Source organism: Tellurirhabdus bombi, from assembly GCF_021484805.1.
Lineage (GTDB): Bacteria > Bacteroidota > Bacteroidia > Cytophagales > Spirosomataceae > Tellurirhabdus > Tellurirhabdus bombi.
In genome coordinates, this window is the sequence record NZ_CP090557.1 from 4464156 (window position 1) to 4486328 (window position 22173).

The 22173-nt window shown below is 48.7% G+C and carries 17 protein-coding genes; 10 read left to right on the forward strand and 7 right to left on the reverse strand.

Going from position 1 to position 22173, the window contains the following annotated elements; translation table 11 throughout:
• Positions 1-114: 114 nt before the first annotated feature.
• The 3 genes from L0Y31_RS18955 to L0Y31_RS18965 all read left to right on the forward strand — a co-directional run bounded on the left by L0Y31_RS18955 (position 115) and on the right by L0Y31_RS18965 (position 5844).
• Positions 115-2361, forward strand: coding sequence for a monovalent cation:proton antiporter family protein (locus tag L0Y31_RS18955; RefSeq protein WP_234734658.1), 2247 nt, complete (start codon positions 115-117; stop codon positions 2359-2361).
• Positions 2362-2520: 159 nt separating this feature from the next.
• Positions 2521-3219, forward strand: a complete 699-nt coding sequence (locus L0Y31_RS18960; RefSeq protein WP_234734659.1) for an ABC transporter ATP-binding protein — start codon at positions 2521-2523, stop codon at positions 3217-3219.
• Between the two features lie 48 nt (positions 3220-3267).
• Entirely contained in the window at positions 3268-5844 is a 2577-nt protein-coding gene (locus tag L0Y31_RS18965) for an ABC transporter permease (RefSeq protein ID WP_407084044.1), read from the forward strand.
• A gap of 53 nt (positions 5845-5897) precedes the next feature.
• Here the strand turns inward: L0Y31_RS18965 and L0Y31_RS18970 are convergent, their stop codons facing one another.
• Positions 5898-7847, reverse strand: a complete 1950-nt coding sequence (locus L0Y31_RS18970) for a heparinase II/III domain-containing protein (RefSeq protein ID WP_234734660.1) — start codon at positions 7845-7847, stop codon at positions 5898-5900.
• 157 nt (positions 7848-8004) lie between these two features.
• Complete coding sequence (locus L0Y31_RS18975; protein ID WP_234734661.1) at positions 8005-8883, reverse strand: inositol oxygenase; 879 nt, start codon at positions 8881-8883, stop codon at positions 8005-8007.
• 200 nt (positions 8884-9083) lie between these two features.
• Between L0Y31_RS18975 and L0Y31_RS18980 the strand changes: the two genes are divergently transcribed.
• The 7 genes from L0Y31_RS18980 to L0Y31_RS19010 all read left to right on the forward strand — a co-directional run bounded on the left by L0Y31_RS18980 (position 9084) and on the right by L0Y31_RS19010 (position 16802).
• Entirely contained in the window at positions 9084-10097 is a 1014-nt protein-coding gene (locus tag L0Y31_RS18980) for a LacI family DNA-binding transcriptional regulator (RefSeq protein ID WP_234734662.1), read from the forward strand.
• 90 nt (positions 10098-10187) lie between these two features.
• A complete protein-coding gene (locus L0Y31_RS18985) occupies positions 10188-12113 on the forward strand; it encodes a glycoside hydrolase family 2 protein (protein WP_234734663.1) in 1926 nt (641 codons plus the stop codon).
• Positions 12114-12277: 164 nt separating this feature from the next.
• Positions 12278-14278: a S9 family peptidase gene (locus tag L0Y31_RS18990; protein WP_234734664.1), complete on the forward strand. Its 2001-nt coding sequence runs from the start codon at positions 12278-12280 to the stop codon at positions 14276-14278.
• A gap of 325 nt (positions 14279-14603) precedes the next feature.
• Entirely contained in the window at positions 14604-14828 is a 225-nt protein-coding gene (locus L0Y31_RS18995) for a hypothetical protein (protein WP_234734665.1), read from the forward strand.
• Positions 14829-14956: 128 nt separating this feature from the next.
• A complete protein-coding gene (locus L0Y31_RS19000) occupies positions 14957-15382 on the forward strand; it encodes a response regulator (RefSeq protein WP_255772883.1) in 426 nt (141 codons plus the stop codon).
• Positions 15383-15412: 30 nt separating this feature from the next.
• Positions 15413-16282 (forward strand): AraC family transcriptional regulator, encoded by an 870-nt coding sequence (locus tag L0Y31_RS19005; RefSeq protein ID WP_234734667.1) that lies wholly within the window; start codon positions 15413-15415, stop codon positions 16280-16282.
• 127 nt (positions 16283-16409) lie between these two features.
• Entirely contained in the window at positions 16410-16802 is a 393-nt protein-coding gene (locus L0Y31_RS19010; RefSeq protein ID WP_234734668.1) for a DUF983 domain-containing protein, read from the forward strand.
• Between the two features lie 182 nt (positions 16803-16984).
• Here the strand turns inward: L0Y31_RS19010 and sppA are convergent, their stop codons facing one another.
• The 5 genes from sppA to L0Y31_RS19035 form a co-directional block, all read right to left on the reverse strand.
• Positions 16985-18751 (reverse strand): signal peptide peptidase SppA, encoded by a 1767-nt coding sequence (gene sppA / locus L0Y31_RS19015; protein ID WP_234734669.1) that lies wholly within the window; start codon positions 18749-18751, stop codon positions 16985-16987.
• A 148-nt stretch (positions 18752-18899) separates the two neighbouring features.
• Positions 18900-19529 carry an inorganic pyrophosphatase gene (locus tag L0Y31_RS19020; protein WP_234734670.1) on the reverse strand — a complete coding sequence of 210 codons (630 nt, stop codon included), beginning with the start codon at positions 19527-19529 and terminating at the stop codon, positions 18900-18902.
• Between the two features lie 91 nt (positions 19530-19620).
• Positions 19621-20592 (reverse strand): glycosyltransferase family 2 protein, encoded by a 972-nt coding sequence (locus L0Y31_RS19025; protein ID WP_234734671.1) that lies wholly within the window; start codon positions 20590-20592, stop codon positions 19621-19623.
• A 117-nt stretch (positions 20593-20709) separates the two neighbouring features.
• Positions 20710-21411 carry a tRNA1(Val) (adenine(37)-N6)-methyltransferase gene (locus L0Y31_RS19030; RefSeq protein WP_234734672.1) on the reverse strand — a complete coding sequence of 234 codons (702 nt, stop codon included), beginning with the start codon at positions 21409-21411 and terminating at the stop codon, positions 20710-20712.
• A 33-nt stretch (positions 21412-21444) separates the two neighbouring features.
• Positions 21445-22080, reverse strand: a complete 636-nt coding sequence (locus tag L0Y31_RS19035; protein WP_234734673.1) for a ribonuclease H1 domain-containing protein — start codon at positions 22078-22080, stop codon at positions 21445-21447.
• Positions 22081-22173 lie beyond the last annotated feature (93 nt).

The window sequence follows — 22173 nt, forward strand, 5'->3', positions numbered from 1 at the left end:
AAAGCCTTTTTTTGAGCCGTTAAAGAATGATGGGCGGCTTGTTATAGTGGTAAATCCCTATGTACCTTCGGCCATATCACCCTTTTTTGTAAGTAACACCTTCAATTTAGTTATATGGCACATATTCCTCACCTGATCACCGACCTGGCGCTCATCTTAGGGGTAGCTGCTGTTACAACGCTGCTTTTCAAGTGGTTGAAACAACCGCTCGTTTTGGGTTATATTCTGGCGGGCCTGCTGGTTGGCTCTAATTTTACGCTGCTTCCTACCGTCACCGATCAGAAAACGATTCGTATCTGGGCGGACATTGGCGTAATTATGCTGCTTTTCAGCCTGGGACTGGAGTTCAGTCTTAAAAAATTAGTTAAAGTGGGCGGAACTGCTTCCATAACGGGCATCATTGAGATTACAGCCATGCTTTTTCTCGGCTATGCAACGGGTATGGCGCTGGGTTGGTCAACCATGGATAGTATTTTTTTAGGGGGCATTATTTCCATTTCATCAACCACTATCATCTTCCGCGCCTTTGAAGAACTAGGCGTCAAAACCCAGCAATTTGTCGGTATCGTTTTTGGTATTCTGGTCGTAGAAGACCTGGTGGCGGTTGTCTTGATTGTGCTTTTATCCACGCTGGCCGTTAGTCAGCAGTTTTTCAGCATGGAAATGCTAACTGCGGTGCTGAAGCTGGCTTTTTTCCTGGTCGTGTGGTTTCTGGCGGGTATTTTTCTGGTTCCGACCTTTCTGCGTACCAGCCGCAAATTCATCAATGATGAAACGCTCCTGATTGTCTCCCTGGCCCTTTGCCTGCTCATGGTTGTTTTGGTGACCAACGCCGGTTTTTCGCCCGCCCTCGGAGCCTTTATTATGGGTTCTATTCTGGCCGAAACCATCTATGCCGAACGCATCGAGCACCTGCTAAAATCAATTAAAGACCTTTTTGGGGCCGTTTTCTTTGTTTCCGTCGGGATGCTGATCGACCCCGAAATGCTGGTTAAATACGCGGGACCTATTGCTTTATTAACCGTTGTGGTTATTGCCGGGAAAGCCTTTTTTGTATCCGTGGGTGCGATGCTCTCCGGCCAGCCGCTAAAGCAATCCATCCAGACGGGCATGAGTCTAACCCAGATTGGCGAATTTTCCTTTATCATCGCAAGCCTTGGATTAAGCCTGAAAGTAACCAGCGATTTTTTGTATCCAATTGCCGTTGCGGTTTCCGCGCTAACAGCGTTTACCACGCCTTACATGATCCGGGCTGCCAAACCGGTTTACGGTTGGGTAGATCGCCGAATCAGCGCCCGCACCAAGCTTTTTCTGGGACACTACAGTTCGGGAGCGCAAACCATCGGCGGGGCCAGCGATTGGCAGGTATTGATTCGGGCGCATATTCAACTGGTTATTACCCATACCGTGGTAGTAGTAGGCATTATTTTACTATTATCACGGGTCCTGTTACCTTTTCTGCTCGAAGACGTGCTGAATAGTCCCTGGGCGCAAATCCTGACCGCTCTGTTGGCTATTTCGCTCATCGCGCCCTTTATCTGGGCTTTGGTCTTCAAACCCGTTCGTCAGCCGGTCTATCTTCGGCTCTGGACGGCCAAAAAATCCTACCGGGGTCCGCTGGTGGCGTTAGCCGCCGCACGTAGTATTGTCGCCCTTGGTTTGATTATTTTTCTTCTCGACCAGTTATTCTCTGTTCCGACCTTGCTGGTATCCATGGGTATTCTCATTGTGCTTCTACTTTTGTTGGGCCGTTGGTTATCTCTGGTTTATGAACTAATTGAAAAGCGATTCCTGGGTAATCTAAATGCACGTCAGCAGGATCAGGAGGCCCGCACCGGAAAGAATTTATTGCCCTGGGATGCTCACTTAACCTATTTCGACATTGGTGCCGACTCTCCGGGAGTAGGGAACACCTTGGCAAAACTGGCTTTTCGGGAAAAATACGGCGTTAACATCATTTCGATTGAACGAGGCAACTCCACCAAACTGGTTCCTGATCGGCACGACCGGCTTTTTCCCGGTGATCGCATTGCCGTTATTGGCACCGATCAGCAACTTAGCCAGTTTCAGCGCATGGTTGAACGGACCGAAACAGCTGCTCCAACTCCGGTCAATAATCAGGAAGTTTCCCTCCACCGCGTTACGGTAGACGCCCAGTTTCCCCACCTCAACCAGAGCATTCGAAACTCTGGTATTCGGGAAAAAACCCAGGGCCTGATTGTTGGGCTTGAGCGCAACGGCACGCGCATTCTAAATCCAGAATCGACCACTGTTTTGCTGGCGGGCGATGTGATCTGGCTAGCGGGTAATACTAAATTAATCAAGGAGTTTCAGAAGCAAAATCGACCCCAGCGTCTGTAATTGTTTGCTTCGAATCAACTTCGTGTGCGCCACTTAACCTACCAGCACAGCCTTTTGTCAAAAAATAACGGCGTGTTTGAATATAATCCAGAAAATAACGGTTGTTTCTAATAACGTATCATCAACAAATCGTTGTTTACGAAAGCGAAATCAACTAATATGAGCATTCTGCGCGTCGAGAACTTAACCAAATCTTACCAGAGTGGCGGTCGCAACCTAACCGTACTAAACACGGTCAATTTTGACATTAATGCTGGTGACACGTTTTCCATTGTCGGGCCGTCTGGAAGCGGAAAAACAACGCTGCTGGGCTTATGTGCTGGCCTGGACCGCGCCTCTTCGGGGAGTGTTTATCTGAACGATATAAAACTGGATGACCTGACTGAAGACCAACGGGCGGCGGTGCGAAACCAGCATGTTGGCTTTATTTTCCAGAATTTTCAGCTCCTGCCAACGCTTACTGCGCTGGAAAATGTGATGGTGCCGCTCGAACTACGCGGCGAAAAGGGCGCCAGCCGCACGGCAAACGAATTGCTCGAACGCGTTGGGCTGGGCCAGCGAGGGCATCATTACCCCAACCAGCTTTCGGGAGGCGAGCAACAACGCGTTTCTCTGGCGCGTGCCTTTGCCAACCGCCCTAAAATTCTGTTTGCCGACGAACCAACGGGGAACCTCGATACCGACACCAGTGCTACGGTGGTCGATTTACTGTTTGAGTTAAACCGGGAAGCTGGCACAACGCTCGTTCTGGTCACGCACGACCTCGAATTAGCCGCCCGCACGCAGCGAATCATCCGCATCAAAGGCGGAACCGTTGTTTCGGATACCACCAATGACCGCTCCAAACTAGAAGTGTAACGCACTGATCTGGTTAAAATTAACTGTACACTTCCTCTGACGTATCAAATGGATCGTTCCATTCCTAAAATAGAAACGCCCACGGCTTCGCTTTTTAATGGCTGGCTGTGGAAAATGGCCTGGCGCGACAGCCGCCGCAGTCGGCAACGGCTGTTTTTGTTCATGTCGTCCATCGTCTTGGGCATTGCCGCGCTGGTGGCTATCAATTCGTTCAGCGACAACCTGGCCAAAAGCATCGATGAGCAGGCGCAGGAATTGCTCGGCGCCGATTTGGTTTTAACGACCAATAAAACACCGAGTAAGAAAAACGCTGAATTTTTACAGTCCATCGCGCCCGAACGCTCCACGGAGGTTGCCTTTCCGTCGATGGTTTACTTCCCGAAATCGGGGAATGTGCGTCTGGCGCAGGTTAAAGCCGTTGAAGGTAATTTTCCGTATTACGGAAGCTGGGACACGGAGCCTACCGCCGCCGCCGCAACCTTTCGAAAAGCCAGCAAAGCCAATCAACGGCTGGCGCTGGTCGATGATGCCCTCCTGCTACAATTTGGAGCCCAGCCCGGTGATTCAGTCAAAGTGGGTGAGCTTACGTTTCTCGTTGCGGGTCGGGTGCTGAAAACGCCGGGCCAGACGGCGGTAACAAGCACGGTAGCCCCCACGGTTTTTATTCCCGGGGGACTATTGAAAGAGACTGGACTTATTCAGCTGGGAAGCCGGGCGCAGTATCGCTCTTATTACCAATTTAAAAAAGGAACCGACGTTGATGCGCTGGTCGAGAAGCTGGAACCGCAATTAGACAAAGCAGGCATTAACTCCGACACCGTTTCTGAGCGAAAACGCCAGACGGGCCGTGCCTTCGAAGACTTAGCCAAGTTCCTGAATTTGGTCGCTTTTGTGGCCTTGCTGCTGGGCTGCGTGGGTGTTGCCAGCTCGGTTCATCTTTACGTTAAAGAAAAACTGGCCTCGGTAGCTGTTTTGCGCTGTTTGGGCGCAAGCGGGCGTCAGGCCTTTCTAATTTACCTGATTCAGACAGCGCTGATGGGATTGCTGGGTGCTATTGCGGGTACGCTTCTGGGCACCGTCCTTCAGTTTGCTCTTCCCGAATTATTTGGCAGCTTTTTGCCAGTAGAAGTAAGCGTTTCGCTTTCCTGGCAAGCCATCGCGCAGGGCATTATCACTGGTGTCGTTATCTCGATTCTTTTTGCGCTGCTTCCTCTTTTAGTCGTTCGGAAAATATCGCCGCTCCGTACGTTACGCAGTTCTTTTGATGACGATGTTGACAGCCGCGATCCGCTTCGCTGGCTTGTTTACGGCTTGATTTTGCTTTTCATTACGGGATTTGCGTATTGGCAAACCCGCGACTGGAAATTGGCATTGGGCTTTACGGCGGGTCTAGGCGCGACCTTCGCGATCCTGACGGCGGCGGGCTTTCTGATGATGTGGCTGGTGCGCGAATTCTTCCCGGTTTCGTGGAGTTACATCTGGCGGCAAAGTTTAGCCAATTTATACCGGCCACATAACCAGACGCTCACCTTGGTGACCTCTATTGGACTGGGTACATTTCTGATTGCTACGTTGTATCTAACCCAGAACCTGCTCCTGAGCCGCGTCCAGTTCTCCTCCAGCGAAAACCAGCCAAATATGGTTTTATTCGATATTCAGAATGAGCAGAAGGAAGGCGTTAAAAAGTTAGTGGCGCAACATCAATTACCGATTTTACAGGAAGTGCCAATTGTAACCATGCGGCTGGCGCAAATCAATGGACGGACCACCGAAGCGATTCAGCAGGATACAACCGCCAAGATACCGGATTGGGCGTTGACGCGGGAATACCGCGTTACGTACCGCGATAAGCTGGCGGAATCCGAAAAATTAGTGGCGGGAAAAGCTCCTTTTCAGGCCAACGGAGCCATTCACATTTCGTTGGAAGATTCCTATCTGAAACGCATGAAACTAAAGTTGGGTGATACACTCACGTTCAATGTGCAGGGCGCGCTGATTCCTACCATTGTGGGGGGCACCCGCGAAATTGACTGGAACCGGGTCCAAACTAACTTTCTGGTTGTTTTTCCGAGCGGTGTTCTCGAACAAGCCCCCCAATTTCACGTGTTGATGACACGCGTCGATTCCACGCAGCAATCGGCTACTTTCCAGCGTAGTCTGGTTCAGCAATACCCCAATGTGTCGGCCATCGACCTAAATCTAATTTTGAAAACGCTGGATGAAATTCTGAGTAAGATTTCCTTCGTGATTCAATTTATGGCCTTATTTAGCATTATTACGGGCTTGCTGGTGCTGGGTAGCTCCGTTGTAATTAGTAAATACCAACGCATTCAGGAAAGTGTTTTGCTGCGGACCATTGGCGCTAACCGAAGACAAATCCTGCTCATTACACTGATTGAATACCTCTTTCTGGGTTTTCTGGCGGCGTTTTCTGGCATTGGCTTATCCCTTTTCGGAACGTGGGCGCTGGCTTATTTTGTCTTTGAAATGCCTTTCTCACCGGATCTCGTACCGCTGCTTGTTGTCTCGCTGACCGTTGTTCTACTGACGGTTGTCATTGGCTTGCTAAACAGTCGGGAGGTGTTGGTTCGTCCGCCGCTGGAAGTGCTGCGCACAGAAGTTTAGGTAGTAAACCGCAGAGCGTGCTTGAAGTAAGGCACGCTCTGCGGTTGCTCTTGTCATTTAGCTGCTACCACAAAATTGAATTTATCGGACGTCTTTGGCGCTAAAACTTTGAAATTGATTCGGTAAATGGTATCGCCCCATTTGGTAATAATTCCTTTGTCTTCCGGATCATCCAGTATTACCTTCTCGACCGAAACCTCCATCTGCTTCGGGTCATACCGCACTACAAAGTCCTTACCGGTTGCATTCTTGGGCTTATAACGAATGGTCACTTCGCCGGGCCTGGTTATGGCGGCGGGGTAACAGGTCATCAGGTGCTGGGTAATGCTGTCGGCCTTACTTAATTTAACCTCATCGTTAATTTGAACGTTTTTCCCGCGATTGAGCTGAATGGTTCGTTGCCAACTCGTAACACCCGCAGCAGCGGGATAGGCTTTGGCCATATCCAGAGTAAATTGCGCTGATCCTGGATTTTGCTTATAAATGATGTCACCGGCTTTGTATTTCCCACCCGGCGGCTGGTCCTTCCCGTTTATGGTGGGCAAATTATGGTAATTCGAACAATTGTACCAGATGTCATAGCGCTTGTCACTGAACGTTTTGCGCGTGTAAGTACCCCGGCCTACATCAATCAAGAGCGGGTGGCCGTCATAATAGACCACGTAGTTGCCAATGTCGTTGTGGTTGTGGCTCTCATCGTTGTGCCCACCCTTCGCAGCTACATAAAAACCATTCGTTGTTCCTTGCCGATCCCGCGCCGCAAAAACCTGAAGATCAGGCAACCACACATCTTTTGGTAACGGAAGCCCCTGCGCCGCTTTCTGATACTCATTCTGCATAAAGAGCGCGTAGAAATGCCGGAAATAATGAAACTTTCCGATAGAGCCGTTTTCAGATTTGCGGTAATAAGCTCCGAATTTCATCATATCCAGGTCTTTTATATCTTTTCCGAAGCGATATATCATGTTGGCCGCCATGCCCGGCTGCGGATCGGCATCGGCAAAATTCAGGAAATAGGTTGGGCTAATCTGCGCGCGGTAAATGAATTTGCCCATGTTTTTGATCTTTTCGTCTTCATAAACATACTGAAACGCGTTGTTGCTGGCCGTGTTTAACAGGGCAATGTTGTCGTAGAGCGAAGCCGCCGCCGCTCCCCAGTAACTTGGGCCCTCGTCGCAGCCGCCGTCCTGTGGGTATGGGTTTACAAAATTATCGAGCACGTTCAGGATTTTGGCCACGGATGCCGTCCGCTGCTGGTCGTCTTTTTCGAGCAAGAGCACCGCATTCAACCAGTTAGAGCAAATCCAGGGATTCCAGTTGTTGGGTGCCCGCCCACTGGCGTTGGCACTCATCCAACCGTGGTGCTGTGTCATGAGGGGCTGAAAAATGCGGTAATTGGTTTCGTGATAGATTCGTTTGCGCACCTGCGGCGAAACCGCGTCCAGCTTATCGCCCAGAAAATAATCTACCCAAGCCAGATAAGTGGCTGTCTCAGCGGCAAATAAGTCGACAAACGGCTTCGACACATCCATCAACCCCGAATACTCTTTACTACGGGGCAAGTGGGCCGGAGCACCCCAAAATGATTCTTCACAAATCGACCATACGCCGTTGATAATAGGATCTATAAAGCGTCCTTTGTTCTCGTAAATTTCCGCCAGCACCAGCGTACCTAATACGTTCCGTTTCTGAAAACTCATGGACTGGTATTCTTCCCGGTCGCCGGTTCGCTCGATGAGTAGCGATTTAGTCGCCGGAATAGAGGGCCAGTCATAATTCAGGTACGATTCGGCCTTGGTTACATACGCTTTCATCATCGCCTGGTCGGCCTTTGCCCAGCCCGCACGGTCTTCCCGCCGGGGAAAAGGCACCCATTTAGCCTGCGGAATCAGTATTTTTTGTAGTTCGCCTTTGGGGTATTTACTGCTCAACAGGTCTTGATTTTGAGCGTTCACGCGCAGACAGGCTACTACTAGAATCAATAGCAACGTGAGTTTTTTCATAGTGGCCAGAGAAGTTAAAAGTGGGGTTACTTTATCCCAAATGCCCGTTTTGTTTAGAAATACTCATATCTGGTTACTTTTCGACGTAGCGGAACGGAAAGGCATAAAAAAACCGGACGCATAGGCATCCGGTCTGGCTTTAATTTGAAGATGAGCTTTAAAATTTCAGGGTGGCAGGCAGGTATTTTGCTACCAGGTCTTCATAATACGGGCGCAATTCTGTCCAGTTTGGTGGCGTCGGGTTCTTCGAGTACAAATCGTACGGATTGAACAGATTCACCCATTTGAACATCTCGTGATCATGGCTATCCATCAGGTGATCGTAGGCATTTTCGCGGTGCTGCGGATAAAATGAGTGGTACCGAAGCATGTAGAGAGCCGGTTCTGGCAGATGGTCTTTCACCATGTTGTAGACGTACTCATCGTGTCCCCACGACATATGTACGTTGCGCAGGCCGCAATTCGGTGAATAAATGCCGTATTTGGTATTATATCGGCTATCGTATGTGTCTGGATTGTCCTTAAAAAATTCAGGGTAAACGATTTTATCCGAATGCGCGCAGCCTACTGGAAATGTGTCGCCCACCACAGCCCACTGCGGTTCGCCGAACAAGCAGAGCACTTTGCCCATGTCATGCAGCAAACCAACCAGCACAAACCAATCCGGGTGGCCATCCGCCCGAATCGCTTCCGACGTTTGAAGCAGGTGCTGCAACTGGTCTAAATCGGTATCTGGATCGGAGTCGTCAACCAACTGATTCAGAAAGGTAAACGCATCCCAAACGGGCATTTCTTTCTTGTTGAAAGCGAGAAATTCCCGCTCTTTTTCCCGCACAAAATCATACGTCTGGTAGGTATGGTTCAGGCGGTAAAATTCACGGACGGTATCCCGGCCGGGGTTGTCGTAGTTCCGGTACTCGTCTGTTGTCTTTTCCTTCGCAATCGTTTCGGGATCAGGATAACGTTCGAGCAAATCATCCTCCCATTCATCCAGACTGGTCAAAGGAGTTTTTTCTGTTTCAGTTAGGGAGTTCATAGGCTTTTAGTCTAATAGATGATCCGCGATGACGGTTAAATTTCTACGCAATCTAAAGAGTTCAATTAGCCTTTGGTGGGAAAAACTTATATTTTTTTACGAAAACGTTTTCGTAGTATTGGGGGCTGATTCAACGAAAAGCAGCCTGACGCGCTCAGCCGGATTTGTTTCCTGCTTTCCGTTGATCATTTTGCAACTGTATGGAAAACGTTAATCTCAAAAAACTGGCCCAAACGCTGAATTTGTCGGTATCAACCGTTTCGAAAGCGTTGCAGGACAGCCACGAAATCAGCCAGGAGACGAAGCGGCGCGTCCTGGATTTAGCCAAAAGTCTGAACTATGTCCCCAATCCATATGCCAGCAGCCTGCGCCGAAAAAAAAGCAAAACCATTGGCGTTGTCATTCCTGAAGTCACGGATAGTTTTTTTTCATTAGCCATCAAAGGAATCGAATCCATTGTGCAACCGAAAGGGTATCATACCCTTATTTACCTAACCTATGAATCATTGGCGCGTGAACAAACCATCTTACAGGAGTTTCAGAGCGGACGGGTTGACGGTGTGATTATGTCGCTTTCCGGCGAAACCAATCGCATTGGGCACCTGGAAACCTTGCAGGCCAAAGGCATTCCCATTGTGCTATTTGACCGCATTTTTGATGAAGCTACTATGGCCCAAATCACCACAAACGATTTTGAAAGTGGGTACCAGGCGACCCGGCACCTGATCGAACAAGGCTGCCGACGCGTGGCTTTCCTCTCTCTTTCAGATAGTTTATCCATTAGTAATCAACGCCTTGAAGGCTACAAACGAGCGCTCGCGGAGAGTCAGATCGCGGCTCAGGACGACTTAATTGTTAACGGATCAAGGGAGATTAGTCAGGAACTCATTCGAACACTATTACAAAGTCCGCAGCGGCCTGATGGTTTGCTGGCTTCGGTTGAAAAGCTGGCAATTACCGCCTACCAGCTTTGTGAAGAACTCAACCTGACCATCCCGGATGCGGTTAAGATCATCGCTTTTTCCAACCTGGAGACTGCCTCTTTGCTCAACCCTTCCCTAACCACGATCACGCAACCCGCTTTTGACATGGGAAAGGCCGCCGCCATAGCCTTGTTCCGCAACCTGGAAAAAACCTACTTTGATCCACAAAAAGAAAGCATCGTCCTTCCTTCTTTGTTAGTTTGCCGAAATTCAACGAGACGCTGTAATTGATCTTTCACCGACCAGACATGCTTCCTGATCGACAAGACAACGAACGGCTCTGTTTTTTACTATTTTGCCTGCTTAACCCTTTTCATCTGTATGAAAACCCTTAATTACCTGCGATCCTGCTTATTCTTTTGGATTCTTTTAGGAATAAGCACCACCATTTTTGCCCAATCAGCCACCAACAAGCTGACTCCAGCCACCATTCTTAGCCGCTGGGAAAAGCAAGTGACGCCCGAAAATGCCTGGCGGGAATACCCCCGTCCTCAACTGGTTCGGTCAGCCTGGCAGAACCTGAACGGCTGGTGGGAATACGCAATCCGCCCCAAAACCGAAGGACAGCCGGCCAAATTTGACGGCCAGATTCTGGTGCCTTTCTGCGTAGAATCGACCCTTTCCAAGGTGACCAAGCCTCTAACCGACGCCCAGCGTTTGTGGTATCGCCGAACGGTTACCATTCCTGCCGACTGGAAAAACCAGCGCGTTTTGCTTCATTTTGGCGCGGTCGATTATGAATGCAATTTGTGGGTAAACGGCGGGCTGGTTGGCTCGCACACGGGCGGTTCCGATCCTTTCGATTTTGACATTACTGACTTTCTGAAATCGGGTCAGAATACACTGGTTTTGGGCGTGACCGATCCGACGACCGAAGGTGAGCAACCGCGCGGCAAACAGGTATTCAACCCCCATAGCATCTGGTATACTCCTGTTTCGGGTATTTGGCAAACAGTTTGGTTGGAACCCGTGCCCAATCCGGTCTTTATCGAAGAAGTTCGCCTGACTCCTGAGCTGGACTCCAGCCGCGTTCGGGTAGAAGTTTTAACGAATCGGCCAATTACTAACCCAACAACTGGCTTCCGCCTCACCGCGATGGACGGTACCCAGACCGTTGCTACAACCATCATTCGTGCCGGTAGAACGGGCTTTCTGAGCGTGAAAAATCCGAAGCTCTGGTCACCCGATACTCCTTTTCTGTATAACCTGAAAGTCGAGATTGTTCCGGTGAAAGACCCCTTCCAGGGTACAGAAAACCGCAATCGGCCCCGCCACAACGAAGCCGAACGTTCGGCATACGCCAAGGCTGAAGTAAGCGGAACGCCAATTGACGCCGTAACGAGCTATTTCGCGATGCGGAAAATTTCGATGGGCCCCGGAAATGTAGCAGGTCAACCGTTTTTATTGCTGAATAACAAGCCTGTGTTTCAGAATGGCCCGCTCGATCAGGGCTGGTGGCCGGGTAGCTTGCTCACGCCGCCTTCCGATGATGCCATGGTTTTTGAGATCGATTTTCTGAAAAAATCGGGCTTTAACATGCTTCGGAAGCATATCAAAGTCGAACCAGCTCGCTATTATTACCACTGCGACCGCCTGGGTATTTTGGTTTGGCAGGACATGCCGTCTGGCTTCTTGGAGGGCCAGAACATGGATCCTAGAGAAACCGTTGAGCCATTGCGCCGCTCGAAGGGCAAAGAGCAATTTGAACTGGAGCTCCGCCGCATGATGAACCGACTTCATAATCACCCCAGCATTGTTACCTGGGTTGTGCATAACGAAGGCTGGGGACAATACGATAACGTGCGGCTGGCTAATTGGACCAAAGCACTCGATCCGAGTCGGTTAGTTAATGCAGTTAGTGGCTGGAGCGATCTGGGTGCAGGTGATTTCTACGACATCCACACGTACGAGGAAGTACCCCGTGAACCGGCAGCGAAAAAAGACCGCGTGATTGTGGTTGGTGAATTTGGCGGTATCGGCTGGCCAATAACCGGACATTTATGGAACCCCAATAACCGAAACTGGGGCTACCAGACCTACCAGGACAAAGATGCCGTGTTGAAGGCTTACCGGACTAAATACGCCAAAATGGTAGAAATGTACCAGAAATTGGGCGTTTCTGCCGCCGTTTACACCCAAACAACGGATGTAGAAGGCGAGGTTAACGGGCTCCTCACCTACGACCGGGAAGTCATTAAGATTCCGGTAGAAACCTTGCGCGAGATACACGCTCCACTTTTTAAATAATTAAAAAGCCGCCTGACTGCCAGGCGGCTTTTTTGTTTCCTGTCTGTCATTTTCTTTAGGTGATGGAGTGGGCATTTGGTCAGGTTGGTTGCTGTTGCGTTCTGCTTCACGAAAATCTGTAGCTTTTTGTAAATTGTAGGGATTTATTGACAACCTAAGTCGTTATGAAACGTTCCTCTTTACTACTAACCAGCTTGCTCCTTTCGGGCATAACGCTGGCTCAAACACCGGCCAAACGACCCATGCGCCCGTCTGACATTGAGCGCTTGCAAGGCATCAGTGATCCGCAAGTATCCCCTGACGGTAGTTGGGTGGCCTACGTTCTTTCGTCTGTCGATGCAGCCAAAGACAAACGCAACGCTGATGTCTGGATGGTAAGCTGGGATGGCCAGCAGTCGGTTCAGCTGACGAACAGCCCCGATAGTGAATCCCGGCCACGTTGGAGTCCCGACGGAAAATACCTGTCTTTCATGGCCGCTCGAAACGGTTCGGAAAGCCAGCTCTGGCTACTGGATCGCCGGGGTGGCGAAGGCAAAAAATTAACTGACCTAAAGGGCGAAATTGAAGAATACGAATGGTCACCGGATGGCAAAAAAATTGCCCTGATCATTAAAGACAAAAGCGTGGCCGACTCTGCTAAGGGAAAAGCCAGAACGCCCTATTTGGTTGACCGCTACCAATTTAAGCAGGATATAAAAGGCTATCTGGATCGGCGCCCAGCTCACCTGTACCTATTTGATGTAGCCACGAAAAAACTAGATACCTTAACAACCGGGATACACGACGAATCGACGCCGGTCTGGTCGCCTGACGGTACTAAAATTGCCTTTGTTAGCAACCGCACGGCTGATCCCGACAAAAACGAAAACACCGACCTCTGGCTTATCGACACCCGGCGCGGTGCCACGCCCCGGCAATTGACCACCTGGGCTGGTCGTGATTACAACCCCGTCTGGAGTCCGGATGGGAAACGGTTGGCTTACCTGCGTTCGACCTCGGCGGATAATTTTATCATGTACGATCAGCCAACGCTGAATGTGTTGGCAGTCGATGGCGGTGAGCCAACGATCCTCTCCAAGGCCCTCGACCGGCCCGTTCGCAATCCGCGCTGGTCAACGGATGGGCAGTCAATTGCTGTTTTGGTTGATGACGACCGCCAGGCATACGTAGGTCAATATGCTTTGAATACCGGGAAATTCACCAAAGTTATCGGCGGCGACCGCATCTTCACTGATCTCAAAAATCAGGGTTCAGGCAGTTGGTTAACGATGATGGCCGAACCCCAGCTCCCCGGTGAATTGTATGCGCTGGAAGGTGGGAACCTGCGCCGGTTAACCAAAATACAGGACGAATTTGTGGCTTCTCTTCAGCTTGCTTCCGTGGAAGGCTTTACCTCCCGTAGCAAAGATGGCACGCAGGTTTCGGGCTTACTGTACCGCCCGTCCAATATACCTGCCGACAAAAAGCTCCCGCTCATTCTATACATTCACGGTGGGCCTGTCAGCCAGGATACGTATGGATTTGACCTGACCCGGCAGCTGTTGGCTGCCGGTGGATATGCCGTTGCCGCCGTTAATTACCGAGGTAGCAGCGGTCGGGGTCTGGCTTACTGCAAAGCCATTTACGCCGATTGGGGCAATAAAGAAGTGGCGGATATTCTGGGCGCTACGGATTATTTGGTGCAGAAAGGCATTGCCGACCCCGAACGCATGGGCATTGGGGGCTGGAGCTATGGGGGCATTCTGACGAATTATACGATTGCGACGGATACCCGTTTCAAGGCGGCAGCCAGCGGAGCGGGCAGCTCGTTACAATTAACCATGTACGGCTCCGATCAATATGTCAATCAATACGAACATGAGCTTGGAACGCCCTGGAAAAACCTGGATAAATGGCTGAAGCTCTCCTATCCTTTTTTAAAAGCAGATCGCATTAAAACGCCCACGCAGTTTATGGCCAGCGAAAAAGATTTCAACGTACCGGTGGCGGGTAGTGAACAAATGTACCAGGCCCTTACCTCATTGGGTGTTCCAACGCAGCTGATCATCTATCCCGGTCAGTTTCACGGCATTACTACGCCTAGCTACCAGCGCGACCGAATTGAACGCTACCTGCAATGGTTTGATAAGTATTTGAAGCCGGGAGCAGTTGCACTGGGAAAATAGAACGCGTTTACGTTTTTAATTATTTATCTATTGTACAGAATTTTCAGCTGGCTCTAAAAAAGTCCGGTTCCAAAGCCGGTCTGTAAATCTTTTTCAACTCTTCATTCGTAAGTATGGCACTTACGCATAGACATGCCCCGGCGCTTGCTGGGGTTTTGTCTTATCAGGCTTTCGAAAGTCTAATAAATCCCTGGTCTAATTTCCTTATCAACGCGCCTATGTGACCAATTTTCCAAAAAGCTGTCTTAACCCTATCTCCATCCGAACATAAGTTGGTTTGCCTATGAGGCCTGTGGTAATTTATATGTATAGGGGTCAGTATGCCATGCTGGAGTGCGTCTCAGAAGAAGAAGGCTTAGAAATTCTTTCTGATCTGGCCACTCACGAAAAAGTTGATCCAGTTGGTGTTTACAATCCTACCATACAGCGCATTACCTGGCATCCGGAAAATCCTTTCCGGCAGTGGCAAGAGTCTGATCCCAAACTGAAAAAGTCGCTGCATTTTGCTAAGCTCTTCCAATTAATTATGGATTCTTCCAGTTATAATTAAGCTCGAAATACTACATTTCTTCCTCTATTTTATGGTAGACTACCACAAAAGATTTGGTAGCAATGGTTATATTTGACAAAATATAACCAAGATTTCGTATAAACTCGTTAAGGCGCTTCACCAACAAAATGGTAAAAAGACCCAGGGTCGCTCTCATCGATGATGACCCTAACTTTATGGATTTATTTGTTCGGGCCATGCAGGTTGAGTGTGACCAGGTTACCATAAAACGTTACAATACCGGCACGGATTTACTTAGCGATTTATTAGCCTCCACTCATTCGGACTGTCCCCACCTTATTCTTATGGATTTGAGCTTGCCCGGGCGAAATGGCATTGAGGTTGCCCAGGCCGTTCGCCAGATGCATTCTTTCAGAGCTATTCCAATTTTATTGCTCACCAGTTCCGATCAGCCGAAAGAGGTTCAACATGCTTACGAACAAGGCCTTAATGCATATATCAGCAAACCCTTTTCCTACCGGGAAATGAAAGTTTTGGTGAAACAGATTTGCGATTACTGGCTTACAGCAGGACAACTACCTAATTTGGAATGATCCACCATGCTTTCCTGAATTTTAGTGCCTATGCAGTCTAACGTTCCCGTTTACAAACTTCATTCCTTTCCCCGTCATGAGCCCGAAGCGCTTTTTTACATGACCCGGTTGGAGAAGCTGGTACAGGAATTTAAAGGCATCGACAAACCACACTCGCATACCTTCTATCTGGTTATGTGGATTGGAACCGGAGGAGGCACTCATACCATCGACTTCAAAACGTATAACTTAGCCCCTAACCAACTTTATTTTCTTACGCCCGGGCAAGTCCATAGCTGGCAGTTATCTCCTGATATTCAAGGGTATAATTTATTTCTGGAAGCTAATTTTTTTCGAAGCCGCTTCGGAAATCGCCTGCAACAGTATCCTTTTTTTCATTCCCACCAGCACCAGCCGCTTCTGGAAGTTTCCGATCAGAAGGGACTTTTTCAGGACCTATTTTCGTATGCTTTCCAGGAATACGAAAATAGGCGTCTAAACCGATCTGAGGTTTTTCTTTCTTACATCCACATTATTCTGGAAACAGCAAACCGCCTTTATAGTCAACAGTTAACCGAAACCGACACGCATCTATACGACCGCATTCGGCAATATGAAGATTTATTGGAGAAGCATTTCCTGACAACCCGCGAAGTAGGTGCCTACGCGGAGAAAATGAACCTTACTCCTAATTACCTCAATCATATTTGTAAAAAAGTACTGAGTAAAACGGCTAGCCAGCTTTTGCACGAGCGCCAGGTTATTGAAGCCCAGCGCCTATTAACTCATACGACTCAATCAATCAAGGAAATTGGCTTTCTGTTAGGCTTTGACGACCCTTCCTATTTTGTGCGCTTCTTCAAAAAGCAGACCGGCTCTACACCCGCTGATTTCCGTCAACAATTACTCAACAATCGTTGATTTGTACCATACCCTCCTTGTTCTGTCTTCGAAAAAAAGAGCGCTAACTGGTATTTTTGTAGAGTAATAACTGCTGGTCATCTAGCTAATATTCCACTCAAAATGTCGCTCTGGCGACCCAATAGCCATGTTAAAAGACAGCCCTTTATACAGCATTGCCTTTAATAAATGCCCACGTTGCCACCAAGGAGACTTTTTTGTTACTAAAAGTGCATTCAGCCGCCGCTTTGACGAAATGCATACTGACTGTCCGCACTGTGGCGAACCGCTTACCCCGGAACCCGGCTTTTATTGGGGCGCTATGTTTGTAAGCTATGCGTTTTATACCATCTATACGTTGCTTACTTTCTTTGTTTTTGTTCAGTGGCTAAAGGTTGATCTGGATTATTACCTCATCGGGTTGACGCCTACTTTAGTGCTATTGACGCCTTATTTTTTCCGCCTGGCCCGTCGAAGCTGGTTGACTATCTTCACGAGCTACGATCCAAATAAGCAACGCGTTCAGATCAAGAATACTTAATAAGCCTCCTTTTTGTTAGCTGAAAAAGCCGAATCAGGAATCAATAAATCAGCCTACCGATTAGCGAAGCAATACTGACCGTCAAAAACTGCCGAATAGACCAAGGCCAAAAGCCTCTTCACTATAGAAAAAAAGCCTCAGAGCGACTGCTCTGAGGCTTTCCCATAACTCTCTACAGTAAATTATTTAATATCAATTTCAAAGGGCAAGCGCGCCTGTACCCCCTGCATGTTCTTCAGTTTTTTCAGGTATTGAATGTACGGAGCCAACTCACCAACGTGGGCGCTCAATTTCGTTTCTTCGTCCCCACCGGTGAACCCTTTCAGCAGTTCTTCAATGGCGTTTTTCTTCTCGGGAATATAACGAACCCGGTAATCGCCTTCTTTCAGCTTAGCCGACTGAGCCGCCAGTTTGATGGCATCATCCAAGCCGCCTAATTTATCGACCAGCCCGTTGGCTTTCGCCTGTTCGCCCGTCCAAACCCTTCCTGAAGCTAGCTTGCGCAGGCTATCAACCGGCATTTTGCGTCCCTGGGCCGCTTTAGAAGTGAAGATGGCGTAACCGCGCTCCACGTTTTTCTGCAACACATCCCGCTCAAACGGCGACATTTCACGCGTTAAGGTCGGGAAGTCAGAATGGGCATTGGTCAGCACCCGGTCGTACGTAATTCCGAGTTTTTCCTTGAAGAAGCCTTCGGTGTTAAACAGCATGCCGAAAATCCCGATAGACCCCGTAATGGTATTAGGATAAGCCACAATCTGATTGCAACCCATCGCCATATAATAGCCTCCAGAGGCAGCATAATCAGACATGGAAGCAATGACGGGCTTGGCTTTTTTGGCCAGCTCAATTTCACGCCACATCACATCCGACGCCAGCGCGCTACCACCCGGCGAGTTGATACGCATCACAATTGCTTTCACTTTATCGTCTAGCCGAGCTTTGCGCAGTTGTTCCGTAATGTTGTCCGAAGCAATGTTGTTGTCATCTTTTCCCGAAACGATATCGCCCGAAGCGACGATGACAGCAATGCGGTTTTTGATGTTTCCTTCTTCGACGTATTTTTTCGCTTTTCCGTATTTACCCAGCGAAACAAAATCGATCTTTTTCTTTTCGTCGATGCCTAATTTTTTCCGCATGTCGGTTTCCACTTCATCGTAATAGGCAACACGGGTAACCAATTTTGCTCTCAGGGCATCTTGCGGCGTCTGGATAGACAATTCATCAGCTTCTTTCTTCAAGGCTGCAACCGATACGTTTCGGCTGGTAGCAATGGCTGAGGCGAAATGATTGTTCATTGAGTTCAGGAAAGAAGCGGTCTGCAATTTGCTGGCCTCACTCATTTTTTCGTAGAGGAACGGCTCTACAGCGCTTTTAAACTCTCCTACCCGGAAAATTACCGGCTTGATATTCAACTTGTCAAGTGTTCCTTTGAAGAAGGTATACTCGGCATCCAGACCATTCCATTCGACGGCTCCGGCTGGATTCACATAAATATTATCGGCTATTGATGCCAGGTAATATCCTTTTTCGGTCATCACCTCGCCATAAGCATAGACAAATTTCTTCGATTTTTTAAAATCCAGCAGCGCCATGCGCACTTCTTCAAGCGTTGCCCAACCCGCCTGCGGATACTCAGTTTGGAGGTAAACTCCTTTGATATTCGGATCGAGCTTCGCGTTCGCCAGGGCCTGTTTCAGGTCAATGATGCCAATGACGTCACCGTCCGAATTGAAAGGTCCAAAGCTGGAGAACGGGTTTTCGACGCCAATTTCCCGTATCGGATTGTTCAGGTTAAGCTTTAATACTGAATTTTCTTTTACTGTAGTTTCATCGCTGGAAGCAGAACTGAGGGCCGATCCGATTCCAATGAGCAGCATAAATCCCACAAACGAAAAGACGATGAGTCCGACGAAGGTGGCTAGAACATATTTCAAAAATTGCCGCATGAAGGTATATTTAACTAATGTTTTTAGATACTTAGTTAACAAAAATAAAAACGGGACTATTCCCAGTCCCGCAAAAATGTGTTGGAAGTCATAATTAGAGGATAGAAGGAGAAACTAGCTTACTGCTTCTATCCCACTCTTCAGTTTGCTATAAGCTCATCGTCGCCTGCGTGCGAATTAGCTGCCAATAGTCTTCTACTGACCGACGAATCACCTCGTGGGCTTCTTCACGACCGTAGATGTTGACGATCTCGCAAGTCATGGGCTCAGCCGGTAAGTTTTTATACGTTAAGAAATAGTGCTGCAACCGCATAACAACATCTTTCGGCAGATCTTTCAGGTCTTTGTACAGCGAGTACATGGCATCTCCTTTCAGAACAGCGATGATTTTATCGTCAGCTTCACCTTTGTCCAGCAAACGGAATCCACCGATGGGAATGGCTTGCAGAATGATGTTTCCGTGCGTGATGGCGTGCTCGCTCAAAACGCAGATATCAATGGGGTCGCCATCTCCTTTTTCAATGTCCCGTCCTGACCGTTCGCGCGCGAGAGAAGCTACCTGCTCATCGCAATACGTTTGCGGAAGGAAGCCATACAGGGCCGGAACAATGTTGGAATATTTCTGCGGGCGGTCGATTTTCAGATACCCTGTCTCTTTGTCTACTTCATATTTGACCGTATCCGTAGGAACAATCTCGATGAAAGCCGTTACCAGATTCGGAGCATCTTCTCCGATCGAAATCCCATGCCAGGGATGTGCTTTAAATTGTTGATTCATAGTTCTTTTCATAACCTCCGTGCTTTCCATAAGTTCTTTCTATTCTCTGCGGCCAGAAAAAATAAGTTTGTAAAGAGGCACAGAGGGGGCTTCAGCCCGCTTTTTCTGCAATTAATAAATCACTTGTTTTATTGGTTGTCGATTGCCTAATCAGTAATTCACCTAAAAAACCGGCTAAAAATAACTGAACGCCCAGAATAATAGCTACTAATGCCAGAAAAAACAAAGGGTTATCGGTTACGTTGCGAAATTTGAGGTGCCGGGCAATGTTATATACTTTTTCGCCAATTAGGTAGAATGTGATTATTGTACCAACAAAAAAGGATAATGTACCAAGACTGCCAAAGAAGTGCATGGGACGTTTACCAAATTTGTGGACAAAAGCGATGACGAGCAAATCCAGGAAACCATTTACGAAGCGTTCCAGCCCGAACTTGGTAGTCCCGTATTTACGCGCCCGGTGCTGCACTATTTTTTCGCCAATCTTCTTGAATCCGTTCCAGTTGGCCACCACCGGAATATAGCGATGCATTTCGCCGTAAAGCGTGACGTTCTTCACTACTTTTTGCCGGTAAGCTTTCAGACCGCAATTGAAATCGTGCAGATAAACTCCCGAAATCTGGCGGGTGGCGGCGTTGAACAACTTGGTTGGCAGCGTCTTACTGATCGGGTCGTATCGTTTCTGCTTCCAGCCCGATACCAGATCGTATCCGCCCTGGGTAATCATCCGATAAAGCTCCGGAATCTCGTCGGGACTGTCCTGCAAATCTGCATCCATCGTGATCACCACCTCGCCCCGGCACGCCTGAAAAGCCGTTTGAAGCGCCGCCGTCTTGCCGTAGTTCCGATTAAACCGAATGCCCCGGACGTGTGGATTGCGCGCAGCCAGTTGCTGAACTACTTCCCACGAATTATCCGTACTACCATCGTCTACGAACAAAATCTCGTACGAGAATTTCTGTTCGGTAACCACGCGAACAATCCATTCGTGCAGTTCGGGTAGCGACTCATCTTCGTTGAAGAGCGGAATGATAACGGAAAGTTGCAATGGTTCGTTAGTCATACTTAGTAAACACGGAGAACGCAAAGAATTTAGCAGAGCATTGGGAGAAAATTCAGTGGTTTGCTCTTTCAATTCGCCAGGCTTGTGTTCTCACTTGATGCAAAGTTCGTAAAGGTTTCAGAATATCAGATAAAAAGGCTGCAATAAACGACGAAAAGGTTCTGAATAGGTTTTCCCGTCAGTCTCGTAAATGTCCAGCGTTTCTTTTTCAAGCGGTAAGTTACGAAACGAAAAGCCGCAAATCTGCCGAAAAAACGGTTTCTGAGCGTGGTGACGGACATTTAATTGCCGGAATGGTAACAAACTAACCTTCTCCGCTATTTTACGAAACCGTTCCATTTCAAAAGGGGGTAGCAACACCCAGCACTGTCCGTCCGGCTTCAATAGACGCTGAATCGCCACTGCCAGATGCTCAAAAGGAAGCTCGTCGTTATGCAGCGCCCGATTGACGTTGGCATCCGGCGAACGCAGGTGATTCGTGTAAAAAGGAGGATTGGTCAGGATGGTATCGTAATTGCCTTCCTGATCAGGTTTAAATGCCTGGATAGATATATTCCACACCCGCACCCGCTCCGCAAATGGACTAGCCGCCACATTGGTTGCTGCCTGCCCATAGGCCCCCTCATCGATCTCCACGGCATCAACGCGTAGGCTTTCAGCTCGCTGGGCCGCCATGAGCGCCAGTAGACCCGTTCCGGTGCCAATATCCAGCAAGTTCGCGCCTTCCACAGGGGCGTAGGCTCCCAGAATGCAGGCGTCCGTACATACCTTCATGGCCGTCCGATCTTGCTGAATGGTAAACTGTTTAAACCGAAACAAAAAACGCCTTCATTTAAAGTGGATAGTAGTTTCTTATTTACGACCAAAGTCAGCCGGATTTTCTCCCCAGTGCTCGGTTTCCCATTTTAAAATTTTATTCGGGTACGTATTGTCCTGGAGCCAGGTTTCCGCCCGATCGAGGAGTTCGAAAAGGACGGCGTTGTTGGGCGTTTCTTCCAACTTGGTGTTCGCCCGCTTTTTCAGAACCCAGCTAATCGCCGTGCGCGAATCGGAATAAATTGGCAAACTGCTTCCACGCTGTTTGAGCCACGCCAGAGCATGTACAATGGCCAGAAACTCACCGATGTTGTTGGTTCCATCTGCATAGGGTCCCTGGTGAAAAAGCAGTTGCTTGCTCGTTGCGTGAACGCCCTGGTATTCCATCGCGCCCGAGGCCGTGTTCCAGGCCGCGTCAACGGCAATGCTATCGCGGATAGGCTGTCCAATAACGGCCAATTTGCTTTGCTTTCCCACGGTCGATTTCGCGCCGCCCTGAAAATGAACGTGTGGCTTTTCACCCAGCGCTTTTTCGGCTACGGTGCGACTCTCAAATGATTTGTACAAAGCACCCGGAAAATTCTGAATTTGAGCCTGGCAATCATCCCAATTATCATAAACTCCCTTCTGGCGCCCTTTCCAGACAACGTAATATTTCGGCGATTTCGCCATATTTAATCATTTATTGAAAAACAAAGATACAGAATCAGGCTTTATGTTCTATTTGCGCTAAAACAACGTACCACCTATCTTTGGCTTTTGGAA